Source organism: Bradyrhizobium sp. 2S1 (genome assembly GCF_011516625.5).
Lineage (GTDB): Bacteria > Pseudomonadota > Alphaproteobacteria > Rhizobiales > Xanthobacteraceae > Bradyrhizobium > Bradyrhizobium septentrionale.
This window is the reverse complement of the sequence record NZ_CP147717.1, coordinates 887,405-901,912: the sequence shown is the minus strand read 5'-3', so window position 1 is coordinate 901,912 and position 14,508 is coordinate 887,405. Positions and strand designations below refer to the sequence as shown.

Sequence of the window (14,508 nt, the reverse complement as noted above, 5' to 3'; positions counted from 1 at the left end):
GCGATGACAGTGTGGGTGGGGACACAACTTCGCATTCTCGCGACATGATCCGCCCGAGCTTTGCTTCTCGTTCCGCCCTCTCTCTTCACAGAGGGCGCAGGGAAAGCCGGGTGCCGATCGCACCCATGGGCCCCGAGCAAAGGGTAGAAAGCTCGGGGGTAGGACCACAGGTGTAACCGGAGCAATCCGGCTTTCCCTGCGCGATGGGTTACGGCTTACTTCGCGCTCTCCCCGGCGAGACTGGGCTTGTTTGTCACCGCCTTCGTAAGAACGCTACGCGTTCTACAAGGGGACACCGGCCACTAGGTGGTGTGGACACTAGCGCATCCATAGAACGATGGCTGCGAGAGTGACGACGGCCCGGTAGTTCCGGGCCGTTTTTTCGAAGCGGGTTGCGACGCGGCGGAACTGCTTGAGCTTTGAGAAGCAGCATTCGACGAGATGACGCTGGGCATAGAAATGCTTGTCGAGTGGATATTTGAGCGCGCGTGACGGGTTGTTGGGGATCACGGCGAGCGCGCCTTTGGCGGCGATGGCTTGGCGCAAGTGATCGGCGTCATAGGCCGTATCGGCCATGACGACCTCGGCGGATAAGCCTTCGATCAATGCGGCGGCTTGCGGTGCATCGCCCTTCTGACCTGCGGTGAGCGTGAACCGCACCGGACATCCCAAGCCTCGAACGGCCATATGTATCTTGGTGCTCAGGCCGCCGCGCGAGCGGCCGATCGCTTGATCTTCCGCTTGATCTTCAGACCCCCCTTTTTGGCGCCGGCGGCGTGCTGATGCGCCCGAACGATGGTGGAATCGACGATCAGATATTCGAAGTCCGGATCATCGGACATCGCCTCGAAGATCCGCCACCAAACACCCTTGATGCTCCATCGACTGAAGCGCCGGAACACGCTGTTCCAGTCCCCAAACACCTCCGGAAGATCGCGCCAGGGAGACCCCGTACGCACGATCCACAGCACACCTTCCACGAACATCCGGTTGTCGCGCCCGGTGGAGCCCTTCTGATCGGGGCGCCCTATGATCAGCGGCGCTATCCGCTCCCACGCCGCGTCGCTCAATACCAAACGGTCCATCACACCCAAGGCGGCCTCCCCAAAAGCAGCCTTGAATCTGATTTGCTCCTAAAAGGGAATCCTTAGAGTCCACACCACCTAGGGCCTGTTTGGATTCCGGATTCTCATCCTGGCTTGGTTGTGATTCAAGCTTGGGATGGACCGATTCGTTTTGACTGATGCCCAATGGGCGAAGATGGAGCCGCTTTGTCTTGGCAAGCCGGGTGATCCCGGCCGGAGCGGCAATAACAACCGGCTGTTTGTCGAAGCCGTGCTGTGGATTGCGCGCACGGGCAGTCCGTGGCGCGATCTGCCGCGCGCCTTCGGCAACTGGATAACCGTGTACACGCGCTTCCGCGACTGGGCCAAGGCGGGCGTCTGGAAGCGCATGTTTGATGCGGTCTCGGACGAGCCGGACATGGAGTACGTCATGGTTGATGCCACCATCGTCAAAGTCCACCGCCACGGACAGGGCGCAAAAGGGGGACGCAAAACCAGGCGATCGGCCGCTCGAAAGGCGGAATGACCACCAAAATCCTGGCACTGACCGACGCGCTCGGCAATCTCCTGCGTTTCGTGCTGCTGCCAGGACAGCGCTTCGACACGGTCGGCGTCCCGCCGTTGATCGAAGGGCTGACCTTCGATGCGATGATCGCCGACAAGGCGTTCGACAGCAACGCCATCATTGCCGACCTCGACGCACGCGGCGCCAAGGTCGTCATCTCCCAGCACCCGCGGCGCGCAAAACCTCTCGCCATCGACGCGGAAATCTACAAATGGCGACATCTGATCGAAAATTTCTTCTGCAAGCTCAAGGAATTCAAGCGGATCGCCATGCGAGCCGACAAAACAGATATCAGCTTCGAAGCCATGATCAATCTCACCGCCGCTGTGATAAATTCAAGATGAATCCAAACAGGCCCTAGGGCGTCAGGACCACACGACTTCACCGTCCGCTTCACGTGCTCTCGTCAGTCACACGCTCGGCGTCCACCGCATCTCACACCGCGTTCGTGACGATCGCGAAGCGCCCCTCGATCGGGTGAGACGGGCGAACCATACATCAAATTATCGTTCCGATAAACCGAAATATTTTTGCTGTTGGGGCTTGCGTCGTCGGGCAACTCAGTGATCCGCATCTCGACGGTTGCTGCGGCTGCGGTAATAAAGGGACGGGAACCAGAGGTCGCTCAGGGCCTCTCGCGCGATCATGGAAGGTCGGAGGAGAAATCGCAGTGCTCGATCACATCCTGAAATTCATGACGCTCGGGACCATCATCGTGGGCATCACGGCGATCTACACTGCGCTCCACACCAACAACCGGCGGCTCGGCGCCGATATCTTCCTCAGATATTCCGACCGCATTTCCGACCTGCGACGCCGCCTGCCAACAGCGGCGTTCCATGACGAGGGCGCTGCCGGCAGCATTGAGATGACGCCGGACGAGCGCCGGATCGTGCATGAAGTAATCTTCTCGATCTTCGAGCTCTTTGAACTCAAGGTCCATGGCTTCATTCCGCCGGGGATCTGGAAGATCAGGGAGCCCGATATCGAAAGGGTGCTCTCCCTGCCTGTCTTCCAGCAGGAATTGGCGGTCGTGAAACTGAGGTTCGTGAAACATCCGCGCTTTGCGGCGTGGCTCGACCAGATCGGGCAAAGCAAGGCATAGCCGGGGGCGACGCCCGAACAGAGGTCGTGTCCTCCATCGATGATGAGGGCTGGTGCCGGTGATCTGGCGCCGCTGGCGCAACGCGCGGGTTCGCCGCGCAATGTGACGAGCCATTATGACCTTCGTCATCTCGACGTTCATGTGAGGATGCCGCAACCTGCGACAACATGTGCGGCTCGCGCAGCCCGCGTGTTCTGTTCGCATGGATCGCATTCACGTCGCGCGCGGTGGATTGCCACATGATTAGGCACACGTCTTCAGTCGCGGTCGACGGGAATCCGGTGCGCTGGATTCTCGATATGTCATGTACCGTGCTTACGTCTGTTCTCGGCCGCTACGTGCGTTTCGTCTCAGCGCGAAGATCGCGAAAATTTTCTGAACACGCCGCGACGATGCGTTGCCCGATCGCATCGCACGAAAGCAATTTTGGATTTCTTCACGATGCACGTTGCCGCTCCTCTGGTTCTCGCGCAGATTGTTCTCTAGGTCACTCGAGCGATCTCGGCGATGGGTTCTCGAGCCGGATCCGGCAACCACGCGACAATACAATCGCGACAATGATGAATGCCATGTGTGAGCACGAGTGCCGCAGGAACCTGCATCGGCCCTATCAGGAGCGGCCATCGTAAGCAGGATGACATGCCCGCATCCAGAAAATCCCGCTTCTCCGTCGGCCTGAAAATTCGCCGGTCCGTCCGAGGCCGGCGACGCAACCTTGGGAATGCACCTCCGTTGAGCCGACGTTCGTCGGTTGCGACAACGGGGGACGAAATGACATGCAAGAAGACGACAACAGGCCGGTGAGCGCAGCCAAGCTGCTGGAACAGGTTCCCCTGCCACGCGAGCCCCGGGACATCAGGGACATCACGCCGGCGCCGCCGCGGCTCTTCTCGACCAGACCCTATCCGGCGCCGGAACAGTTTGAGGTCTGGAAGACGCGCATGGCCTCGCTGCTCGACGTGGCGCCACCGGACGGCCACGACCCTGCACGCGGGTTCGAGGTCGAATACCTCACCTGCAACATGGCTGACATCGTGTTCTCATCCGGGCAGTTTGCCGGTCAGACCTTTGCGCGTATGTCCGAGTCGTCGCAGCGTCCCCCGGTCGATATCTGGTGGTTGTTCCGCGTGCGCTCGGGAGAAGCCTGGTTCGAGACCGGCGAGCGGCAAATCCTTGCCGGGCCTGGCGCCATGTTCATGATCTCGCTTGACGACGACTTCCGCGGCCGCATCACGGATTATGACGGCCTGGTGATTGGCTTGCGGCGCGGCGCCTTCGCGGGCGTCGCCGAGCAACTCGACAGCGTCTGCAACACCATTCTCTCGGGCAATCTGATCGAGCTGCTTGCGGATTATCTGGACCGGCTCGAGATGCGTTTGATTCAGATGTCACCGGACGAGCTGAGGCAGGCCGGACGGGCGACCGCGAACATGATCGCCGCGTGCATCGAGCTGTCGGCTGACGGGGTGGAGCAAGGGCAGGGCGCCATCGAGTCCATCCTGTTCGAGCGCGCGCGCCGTTATATAGAGGCGCATCTCGGCGACTTCGACCTCACACCGGATCGCATTGCGCAGCAATTGCGGATCTCGCGTTCTGCACTCTACCGTGCATTCGAGAGCGTCGGTGGTGTCGCCGGCTATATCATGCGCAAGCGGCTGCGCGCGGCGCATGCAGAGCTCGTCGCGACCACCGACCGGCAGGTGCAGGAGGTCGCCTATCGGCACGGCTTCAAGCTGGCGTCGGATTTCACCCGCGCCTTCCGTCGCGAATTCGGTGTCAGCCCGCGCGAAGCACGCGAACGCGCGCGCCGCTGATCAACTGCCGGTTGAAGAGGCGCAAAATACCACACGGTGCATCGGGCAAATCATTCAACTTGTGAGACGATCTGCGCGCTATTTGGACGGCCTGCTGAGTGACGTTGTCAAATATGTGTCTATCATTTTTGTTTATGACGACTCGGGGCACATTGATGGGGCAGTCGAGCGAGCGCGGGGTGGCAAGAGTGCGCTCGCTAAACTCGACACATCGTTGGCCAGGACCGAAAGGCGAGCGCGCAACGCGCTGTCTTTACTTCTCCACATGCGTTCTTGATGGGCACGCATGTGGGCACAGTCCGCGGCGTAGCACCCCCGACGTCTGGACAAGATGTCATAAAGGGGACACGCCATGGTTGTCACACGGACCTCTGTTGCACGCGTGAGATCGCAAGGATTCGTCCGGAGCTGGGTCGCATCCGGCGATGCGGACAGCCGTTCGCTGCGGCGCCGGCTGATGACGGTGCTGCGCCAGGCGCATCGGAGACTCGGCGTCAAGCGTGACCGGCTCGGGCTCGGGACGCTGGGCGTCTCGGGAGCCGTAACACCACGGTTGTTCAGCGGCGGGTTCGAGGGTTGGGCGTCGTTCGTGCTGGTTGCGGCGAGTTTTGCTGCCATCCCTCAGACCGCGAACGCGCAGGCCTATCAGGCAGGCGGAGGTTCCGCGACAGGCGGCAATGCCGTGGCGGTCGGACCTGGCTCGACGGCCAGCGGGCTGCGCGGCATCGCGCTTGGAAGCGGAGCAGCGGCGTCGGGACTCGATTCCATCGCCCAAGGCACGAGCACGAGCGCAGGTGCTCAGAATGCCGTCGCGATCGGCTTCCAGGCGATCGCGTCCCAGTTGAACTCCGTCTACCTTGGCTCGCGCACTGTTGCGGGAACAGGTGCCACCGCTGCAAGTGCCATCGGCATTGGCACGGACGTGACAGCATCCCAGGCCGACGCCATTGCGATTGGACGTTCATCCGTTTCGTCGGCACAGTACTCGGTGGCGCTCGGCCTGAACGCGAAGGCCACGGGCACCGGCGGCGCGATGGCGCTGGGCCAGGGCACGGTCTCGAGCGGCGTCAATTTCGGTCGCGCTCGGCGTTTCCGCCAATGCCACGGGAGCAGGCACGAGCGCCTTGGGCACATTCGCCAGTGCCACCGGCGGCAATGCCACCGCGGTCGGCGTCAGCTCCACGGCCAGCGCCAATTCATGGGCCGGAGGCTGGTCGTCCGTCGCCTCGGCAGACAGCGCTGTTGCTCTTGGCAAACAATCGGTCGCGTCGGGGATCAACTCATTCGCCGGGGGTAGCTCCGCCACCGCGGCCGGAGATTTCGCCGTGGCTGTGGGCAACCAGGCGCAGGCGCAAGCTGCCGGGGGCGCGGTCGCGATTGGATCGGGCGCCATCGTTGGCAACACGGCGACCGGTGGTATTGCGCTCGGCAACAATGCGAGCTCCACCAACGTCTCGGCGGCCGCCATCGGTGTCGGGGCTACCGCATCCGGAGGGAATGCCACAGCCGTCGGCACCCTGGCGCAGGCCACTGGCACGTATGCGAACGCATATGGCTCCGGCGGGACCACGCTTGCGACGCGGGTGACCGCCTCGGGCGTCGGGTCACTGGCGATCGGCGGCAATGCCACCGCCGGCGCGAATGCATCGGGGAACAACGCCATCGCCATCGGCGGACAGTCTGCCGCCAGCGCTGCAAGCGCGATCGCGGTCGGCACCAGCGCCGTCGCCAATTCCGCCAACGCCGTTGCGGTGGGCACCAATACGCTTGCGACCAACGGCCAGGCGGTCGCCGTCGGCGCCGGCAACGTCGCCAGCGGCAATGGCGCGGTCGCGATCGGCGATCCCAACACCGCGACCGGCAATGGCGCCATTGCGAGCGGCCTGAACAACACCGGGACCGGCGACGGCGCGGTCGCGATGGGCAACACCAACATGGTGGGCGGCGGCGGCCAGGCCGTCGGCACCGCGGGCACGCCGGCGCAGGGCGCGGTTGGCATCGGCTATCAGAACACAGTGACCGGCCAGGGCGCGGTGGCGATCGGCGACCGCAACGTGGCCAATGGTGCGAGCGCGGTTGCCCTGGGCAGCCAGGCCAACGCGTCGGCCGCCAACGCAATCGCCCTCGGTGCGGGCGCAATCGCGACCAACGCGGGCGCCGTCGCGCTCGGCAACGGCAGTGCCACCGCCACGGCGGTCGGTACGGCGAACGCGGTGATCAATGGCACCACCTATGCCTTCCAGGGCACGACGCCGACCTCGACCGTCAGCATCGGCGCACCCGGCGCCGAGCGCACCATCACGAATGTCGCCGCGGGGCGGATCAGCGGGACCTCGACCGATGCGGTCAACGGCTCGCAGCTGTTTGCCACCAACCAGGCGGTCGACGCCATCGGCACCACCGTCAACAACATCAATAACGGCGGAGGCATCAAGTATTTCCACGCTAATTCGACGTTGGCCGATTCGTCTGCCGCAGGTACGAACTCGGTTGCGATCGGCCCGGTGTCGACCGCGACCGGCAGCAGTTCGGTGTCGATCGGCAATGGCGCGACCGCGGCGAATGCCAATGATATCGCGCTGGGCTCGGGCAGCCAGACCACCACGGCGGTCGGCACGCCGAATACGGTGATCAACGGCACCACCTACACCTTCCAGGGCACGACGCCGACCTCGACCGTCAGCGTCGGCGCACCCGGCGCCGAGCGCACCATCACCAATGTCGCCGCGGGGCGGATCAGCGGATCCTCGACCGATGCGGTCAACGGCTCGCAGCTCTTTGCGACCAACCAGGCGGTCGACGGCCTCGCCACCACCGTCAACAACATCAACACCGGCGGCGGCATCAAGTATTTCCATGCCAACTCGACGCTGGCCGATTCCTCCGCCGCGGGTACGAACTCGGTTGCGATCGGACCGGTGTCGACCGCGACGGGCGCCGGCTCGGTATCGATCGGCAACGGCGCGACCGCCGCGAATGCCAACGATATCGCGCTGGGCTCGGGTAGCCAGACCAGCACGGCGGTCAGCACGGCGAGCACGGTGATCAATGGCACCACCTACAACTTCCAGGGCATAACACCGACCTCGACCGTCAGCGTCGGCACGGTCGGCAATGAGCGCACCATCACCAATGTCGCGGCGGGGCGGATCAGCGGGTCCTCGACCGATGCGATCAACGGCTCGCAGCTCTTTGCGACCAACCAGGCGGTCGACGCCATCGGCACCACCGTCAACAACATCAACAATGGCGGCGGCATCAAGTATTTCCACGCCAATTCGACGCTGGCCGATTCGTCTGCCGCGGGAACAAACTCGGTTGCGATCGGACCGGTGTCGACTGCGACCGGCAGCGGCTCGGTGTCGATCGGGAACGGCGCGACCGCCGCGAACGCCAACGACATCGCGCTCGGCTCGGGCAGCCAGACCAGCACGGCGGTTCAAACCGCCAACATGGTCATCGGCGGCACCACCTACAGCTTCGCCGGCACGACGCCGCTCTCGACCGTCAGCGTCGGCACGGTCGGCAACGAGCGCACCATCACCAACGTCGCAGCGGGCCGGGTCAGCAACGGCTCGACCGACGCGATCAACGGTTCGCAGCTGTTTGCCGCGACGTCGGCGATCGACAGCCTCTCGACCGTCGTCAGCAACGGCCTGACGCATTATTATGGTGTCAATGACGGCGGCACCCAGCAGGCCAACTACACCAACAACGGTGCGACCGGGACCAATTCGATGGCGGCGGGCGTTGCCGCGTCGGCAACGGCCACGAATTCGACGGCGGTGGGCTTCAACACCCAGGCCACGGTGGCCGATGGCGTTGCGATCGGCTCGGGTTCGATATCCAACCGCGCGGTCGCGCCGGCGTCCGGCATCATCGGCGGCACCATCATCCCCTTCAACACCACCGATCTCGCGTTGCTCGGCGCGGTGTCGGTCGGCAACGCGACGAGCTACCGGCAGATCACCAACGTGGCCGACGGCACCCAGTCGAGCGATGCCGTCACCGTGCGGCAGCTGACCGGGGCGCTGACCTCGTTCGCGACCACGACGACGAAATACTTCCACGCAAATTCGACGCTGGCGGATTCGCTGGCGGTCGGCAACAACTCGGTCGCGGTGGGGCCGCAGACCGTGGTCAATGGCGACAACGGCATCGGCATGGGCTTTGGTGCAACCGTGGCGCAGACCGCGCCCGGCGGCATTGCGATCGGCCAGAATTCGGTGTCCAACTTTGCCGATTCGATCGCGTTCGGAACCAATGCGCAGGCCAGCGGCATCCAGTCGGTGTCGATCGGCGCAGGATCCCAGACGACCAATCCGACCAGTGTCGCGCTCGGTCCGAATGCCAAGGCGACGGCGCAGGCCGGCGATGTCGCGCTCGGCGCCAATTCGACCACCTCGACCGTGGTGGCGACCGCTAACACCACGATCGGTGGCACCACGTACGCCTTCGCCGGCGCGACGCCGACCTCGACCGTCAGTATCGGCAGCGCCGGTTCGGAGCGTACCCTCACCAACCTGGCCGCGGGGCAGATCAGCGCGACCTCAACGGATGCGATCAACGGCTCGCAGCTGTGGGCCACCAACACCTCGCTCGACGCGCTCTATACCACCGTCAACAACATCTCGACCGGCAGTGGCGGCATCAAGTATTTCCACGCCAATTCGACCGCGGCGGATTCCTCCGCCACCGGTGCGGAGAGCGTCGCGATCGGACCGCAATCGGTCGCCAGCGGCGCCAACGCGATCTCGATGGGCAACGGCTCCGCCGCGTCGGCCGACAATTCGGTCGCGATCGGCGCCGGCGCCAAGGCGACCCAGGCCAACTCGCTGGCGCTCGGTGCGAACTCGACCACCACGGCCAATCTGAGCGATGCGGCCTATACGCCTGTCGTCGGCAAGACCGTGGCGGGCGTCGCGACCGGCGAAGTCTCGGTCGGCTCGTCCGGCGCCGAACGCCGCGTCACCAATGTCGCCGCGGGCTCGGCTGCGACCGATGCGGTCAATGTGAGCCAGCTCCAGGCGGTTGCGAGCGGCTCGATCCGCTACGACACCGATGCCTCCGGCAACACCACCAACAAGGTGACGCTGAACAGCGGCGGTAGCGGGCCGGTGACGATCAGCAACGTGGCGGCGGGCGTCGCCGGCACCGATGCGGTCAACGTCAACCAGCTCAACAGTGCGTTCCAGCAGCTCAACGGCCAGATCGGCGAGGTGCGGCAGGACGCCTGGCGCGCGGCGGCGATCGGCATGGCCGCCGCGTCGCTACGCTATGACGACCGGCCCGGCAAGATCAGTGCATCGGCCGGCGGCGGCGTCTGGCGCAGCCAGGGCGCGCTCGCCTTCGGCATCGGCTACACCAGCGAGAACGGCCGGCTGCGCAGCAACGCCGCGGCGACCACCGCCGGCAGCGACTGGGGCGTCAGTGCCGGCGTGAGCCTGACACTCAATTGACCCTGACGTCGACGAGGCGGCTGGCGTGTCTGGCTTTTGCAATCTGGCTCTGCGCGGCGGCGAGTGCGGCAGCGCAGGGTGCGCCGCCGTCCGCCTACGCCGTGAAGCCGTCGGACGTCGTGGTGCCCGAAGGCGAGACGCTCGGCGAGTTCAGGCGGATGATCCAGCCGTTCAAGAACTGGACCCTGATCTGCGACGAGAGCCTGAAATCGAAGCGCCGGGTCTGCAACGTCACGCAGTCGATCGTCAACGCGCAGGGCGCCGTCGCCTTCAACTGGTCGCTGATTGCGACCGCCGACGGCAAGCCGCTGATGGCGATGCGCATCCCCGCAGCCGCCGGCGTCGGTGCGCAGATCGAGCTCGCCATGGGTGAAACGCCGGACCGCATCGTCGCGCAGACCGATCGCTGCGATGCCAGTTTCTGCTTCGCCACGATTGCGATCGGCAATGTGCTCCGCCGGCACATCCGCGCGGCAACGCCGTGCCTTGTGTCCTATCAGCTTCCGCAAGCAGGGCCGATCGTGCTGACGGCGCCGCTGGACGGACTGTCCGGCGTGCTGGCGAAATTGAAATGATCGACAAGAGGACGAAGACGCCGATGCGACTGAAGACCCCCATCCTGATTTTCGCGGCGGTCGTCGTGGCGGCGCTCAGCGCGGCCGGCGTCGTGGGATATGCCCAGCAGATGCAGCCTGCCCAGGCGCAGCCGCTGCCGCTGCAGCAGGGCGCGCCCGCGCCGGCCAAGAAGCCCGCCGTCGCCGCGAAGCCGCAGCCGCACAAGTCGCGTCCGCAGGAAGCGCAGCCGCAATCGCCTGCGGTATCGGCTCCGCCGCAGCAGGCGGCGCAGCAGCCGACGGTGTTCGACGATCATGCGCGGCAGGGCAACATCGTGACCTGCGCCAATCTGTTCGCGACGCTCGGCCGCGGTCTCGCGATGAACTCGAACTACACCGCGCAGTCGCAATGGGACGCCAAGGCCGGCAATTCCCATTCGGTGCAGTCGCTGGTCGCGCTCGCGCCCGGCCAGGCCGCGCAGGCCAACGCGCAAGGAAACGCGCAAGGCAGCGCGGCGCAGCAGGCCGCCGGAATCGTGTTTGCCGCACCGGTTGGATCGTCCTGCGAAGGCAATCTGGTGCGGGTGACGCCACGCACGGAAAGCTGCCCAACGGTTGCCGCCGAGCTCGCCAAGCTCAATGGGCAGAATGGCACGCTGGGCGAGCTCTTGACCATCGCGCGGCCGAACGGCGCGCAAGTGGTGCTGATTCCGTTCGGCAATGCCTGCGTCGCGGTGACGGCGCTGCGGGTCGCCGCCGGGGGATGACGCGCGGTTGATCGGCGCTGAGTCACACCCGCCCGGCCGCGCCGCTTCGGTCGGCGCGACGATCGCGTTAGCCGCAATAGGCCGCATCACGGTTCCGTGCGCCGCGACAGTCCAGCGAGAAGGGGCTGGATTTTTTCTCCGGGATAGTCAATTCTGATTCAGAACTCACCCATCCGTGCCAAACGCGGAGGAGATATCCCATGGAGGAAGCGCGCACCGAGCGGTATGTCCGCCAGGTCGGCGGTGAACTTGTGTCCTCCGTCATCGCGCGGTCGAAGCCGATCCGGGTCGAGCTGCTCAGCCGGACCTCGCGGCCCCGCATGAACTGGCATTTTCGCCAGCCTGAACTGACGCTGTTCTGGTTCCGCAACGGCTGCTCGCAATTGCGCGCCACGATCAATGGCCGGCCGGTCGAATCCGAGTTCTCCGAAGCGGCCAATCTCGCGCTGTTTCCCGCCGGCACCGAGATCGAGGGCGAATGGTCGGTCGGGCCGGCGTTCGATTATGTGGTCGTGTTCCTGGATCCAAAGTTCGTGCAGAGCCGCCTCAATGGCGTGATTGAACGGCCGGCGCTTGCGTTCGGCCATGACCAGCTCTGCCGCGGCCTCGCCGAGCTCAGTCAGGAGGCCACCGCGCCCGACAATCTGTTCGATCTGTTCGCCGAGGGCTGGGCCAGTCAGGCGCTGGCCCATATCGCGCGGCTGTCGCGCAGCGCCGAGCCGGCGAAGCCCTTGAGCCGCGGCGGATTGCCGGCGCTCAAGCTGCGCAGGATCGAGGAGTTCGTCAGGGCAAATCTTGGCGAGACCATCTCGCTGTCGGCGCTGTCAGATGTGGCCGGCCTGAGCAAGCGGCATTTCCTGCGCGCCTTCCAGGAGAGCACCGGCACCAGCCCGCATCGTTATGTGCTCGATCTGCGCATCGACCAGGCCAAGCGCCGCCTCGGCGAAACCGATGACAGCGTGACCAGCATCGCGCTGGCGTCGGGCTTCAGCCACGCCCAGCATTTCTCGTCGGCGTTCGGGCAGGCCACCGGCATGAGCCCGTCGCTGTTCCGCCAGCAGTGCCGGGCCTGAGTTTCGGCGCTTTTTTGCAAGTCGCGGCGGTTTCCCGGAAGCGCGGGCCCATGCTCCATCGTACGCCGGCATGGCGTAAATCGGAGAAGGAAGCAGCGCATGTCAGGGCCATTGGCGGGAGTTCGCGTACTTGATCTGACGGGTGTCGTCTCGGGCCCGTTCGCGACGATGTTCCTGGCCGATCAGGGCGCCGATGTCCTCAAGGTCGAACCGATCGGCGGCGACATCACCCGCCGCAGCCGGGCCAATGTCGACAAGACCGGCGAATTCTCGGCGCTGTTCATCTCGTCGAACCGCGGCAAGCGCTCGCTCTCGATCGACATGAAAACCGATGCCGGCCGTGACGTGCTGGGCAAGTTGGTGCTCGAGGCCGACGTGCTGGTGCAGAATTTCCGGCCCGGCACGATGGAACGTCTCGGGCTCGGTCCGGACGAGGTGCGCAGCAAGAATCCGCGGCTGATCTATGTCTCGATCAGCGGCGTCGGCGAAGACGGGCCTTACGCCAAGAAGCGGGTCTACGACCCGATCGTGCAGGGCTTGTCCGGCTTCTGCGATATCCAGGCGCAGCCGGTCACCAACCGTCCGCAGATGATCCGGACCATCGTGGCCGACAAGACGACGGCGGTCTATGCCGCGCAGGCGATCACCGCGGCGCTGTACGCCCGCGAGAAATCCGGCCGCGGCCAGCATATCCAGGTCGCGATGCTCGACGCGATGATCGCCTATCTCTGGCCGGAAGGCATGATGCAATACACGGTGGTCGGCCGCGAGCAGACCACGTCGGATCCGAACGACCGTCCCGATCTCGTGTTCCAGACCTCGGACGGTTACCTCACCTGCGGGACCATCTCCGATTCCGAGTGGCAAGGCTTCTGCAGGGCCACCGGCGATCCGGAACTGGCCAGTGATGCGCGTTTCGCCACGCCGGCCTCGCGCTCGGTCAATGCGACGGCGCGCATCAACAGGATGCAGGACTATATCGGCCAGCACAGCACCGCCGAATGGCTGGCGCGGCTCGATGCGGCCGACGTGCCGTGCGCGCCGATCCTGCGGCGCGGCGAGATCATCGCCAACGAGCAGGTGGTTGCCCGCGGGCTGATCGCCGAGCTGGAGCAGCCCGGGGTCGGCACCGTGCGGCAGCCAAAACCCGCGGCGCGGTTCGATGTCGATGCTGCCGCGATCGGCGGTCCGGCGCCGCGCATCGGCCAGCACAGTCGCGAGGTGCTGCGCGACCTCGGCTACGGCGATGCGGCCATCGAACAGATGATCGCCGAGAGGGCCGTGCGCGCGGTCTGAGCGATCGCGCCACGCAACGTCACCATCCTTGAACTGAACAACCGCCGTCGGTGGGAGATGTCCTATGGCCGAGACAAACAAGACTGCCTTGCTGGTTGGCGCGGGCGATGCGATCGGTGCCGCGGTGGCGCGGCGCTTCGCGGCAGGCGGCTACACCGTCTGCATCGCGCGGCGCGATGCGGCGAAATCGAGCGCGCTGGTGGAGGAGCTGACCGGCGCCGGCGGCCGGGTGCATGCGCTCAGCGTCGATGCCCGGCGCGAGACCGAGGTGCAGGAGCTTTGCGAGCGGATCGAACGCGAGTTCGGGCCGATCGAGGTTTGCCTGTTCAATGCCGGATCGAACGTCAAGAAGGAGCTGCATGAGACCAGCGAAAAGCTGTTCTTCAAGGCCTGGGAGCTCGCCTGCTTCGCCGGCTTCCTGGTCGGGCGCGAGGCGACACGGCACATGCTGCGGCATGGCCGCGGCACCATGCTGTTCACCGGCGCAACCGCCAGCGTGCGCGGCAGCAGCGGCTTTGCGGCATTCGCATCCGCCAAGTTCGGCCTGCGCGCGGTCGCTCAGGCGATGGCGCGCGAGCTCGGGCCGAAGAACATCCATGTCGCCCATCTCCTGATCGATGCCGGCGTCGACAGCCCGGCCATCCACCAGCGGATGAAGGCCGCCACGGGCATCGACGCGTCGGCGATCCCGCCTGACACGCTGACCCGCACGTCCTCGATCGCGGAAGCCTACTGGTTCGTGCACCAGCAAAGCCGCGACGGTTGGAGCCACGAGCTGGATCTGCGTCCCTCCGTCGAGAAATGGTGACGC

General features: G+C 65.2%; 8 protein-coding genes and 4 pseudogenes. 11 read left to right on the top strand and 1 reads right to left on the bottom strand.

The window, feature by feature from the left end; genetic code table 11:
• Positions 1-318 precede the first annotated feature (318 nt).
• Positions 319-1,085 (bottom strand): annotated as a pseudogene (locus tag HAP54_RS04305) (IS5 family transposase).
• 136 nt (positions 1,086-1,221) lie between these two features.
• Here HAP54_RS04305 and HAP54_RS04300 point away from each other — a divergent pair.
• The 11 genes and pseudogenes from HAP54_RS04300 to HAP54_RS04255 all read left to right on the top strand — a co-directional run bounded on the left by HAP54_RS04300 (position 1,222) and on the right by HAP54_RS04255 (position 14,505).
• Positions 1,222-1,973: pseudogene (locus HAP54_RS04300) on the top strand (IS5 family transposase).
• 326 nt (positions 1,974-2,299) lie between these two features.
• Positions 2,300-2,734, top strand: coding sequence for a hypothetical protein (locus tag HAP54_RS04295; RefSeq protein ID WP_166298874.1), 435 nt, complete (start codon positions 2,300-2,302; stop codon positions 2,732-2,734).
• A gap of 776 nt (positions 2,735-3,510) precedes the next feature.
• Entirely contained in the window at positions 3,511-4,548 is a 1,038-nt protein-coding gene (locus HAP54_RS04290; protein ID WP_166298873.1) for a helix-turn-helix domain-containing protein, read from the top strand.
• A gap of 352 nt (positions 4,549-4,900) precedes the next feature.
• Positions 4,901-5,566, top strand: a pseudogene (locus tag HAP54_RS52305) (calcium-binding protein); the annotation flags it as partial.
• Between the two features lie 106 nt (positions 5,567-5,672).
• A pseudogene (locus HAP54_RS52300) lies at positions 5,673-5,816 on the top strand (hypothetical protein); the annotation flags it as partial.
• 57 nt (positions 5,817-5,873) lie between these two features.
• Positions 5,874-10,007, top strand: a complete 4,134-nt coding sequence (locus HAP54_RS04280) for a beta strand repeat-containing protein (protein WP_224741377.1) — start codon at positions 5,874-5,876, stop codon at positions 10,005-10,007.
• Positions 10,004-10,582 carry an invasion associated locus B family protein gene (locus HAP54_RS04275; protein WP_166298872.1) on the top strand — a complete coding sequence of 193 codons (579 nt, stop codon included), beginning with the start codon at positions 10,004-10,006 and terminating at the stop codon, positions 10,580-10,582. Before HAP54_RS04280 ends, HAP54_RS04275 begins: the two co-directional genes overlap by 4 nt.
• Positions 10,579-11,328 carry a hypothetical protein gene (locus HAP54_RS04270; RefSeq protein ID WP_166298871.1) on the top strand — a complete coding sequence of 250 codons (750 nt, stop codon included), beginning with the start codon at positions 10,579-10,581 and terminating at the stop codon, positions 11,326-11,328. Before HAP54_RS04275 ends, HAP54_RS04270 begins: the two co-directional genes overlap by 4 nt.
• Positions 11,329-11,528: 200 nt before the next feature.
• On the top strand, positions 11,529-12,401 hold the full coding sequence (locus HAP54_RS04265) for a helix-turn-helix domain-containing protein (RefSeq protein WP_166298870.1): 873 nt from the start codon (positions 11,529-11,531) through the stop codon (positions 12,399-12,401).
• Positions 12,402-12,500: 99 nt separating this feature from the next.
• Complete coding sequence (locus HAP54_RS04260) at positions 12,501-13,697, top strand: CaiB/BaiF CoA transferase family protein (RefSeq protein ID WP_166298869.1); 1,197 nt, start codon at positions 12,501-12,503, stop codon at positions 13,695-13,697.
• A gap of 64 nt (positions 13,698-13,761) precedes the next feature.
• Entirely contained in the window at positions 13,762-14,505 is a 744-nt protein-coding gene (locus HAP54_RS04255; protein ID WP_166298868.1) for an SDR family NAD(P)-dependent oxidoreductase, read from the top strand.
• Positions 14,506-14,508: the final 3 nt, after the last annotated feature.

Bases quoted from the DNA above. Each gene is read 5' to 3' on its own strand.
- HAP54_RS04290 (WP_166298873.1), top strand. From the start codon at position 3,511: ATGCAAGAAGACGACAACAGGCCGGTGAGCGCAGCCAAGCTGCTGGAA.
- HAP54_RS04270 (WP_166298871.1), top strand. From the start codon at position 10,579: ATGATCGACAAGAGGACGAAGACGCCGATGCGACTGAAGACCCCCATC.
- HAP54_RS04265 (WP_166298870.1), top strand. From the start codon at position 11,529: ATGGAGGAAGCGCGCACCGAGCGGTATGTCCGCCAGGTCGGCGGTGAA.
- HAP54_RS04260 (WP_166298869.1), top strand. From the start codon at position 12,501: ATGTCAGGGCCATTGGCGGGAGTTCGCGTACTTGATCTGACGGGTGTC.
- HAP54_RS04255 (WP_166298868.1), top strand. From the start codon at position 13,762: ATGGCCGAGACAAACAAGACTGCCTTGCTGGTTGGCGCGGGCGATGCG.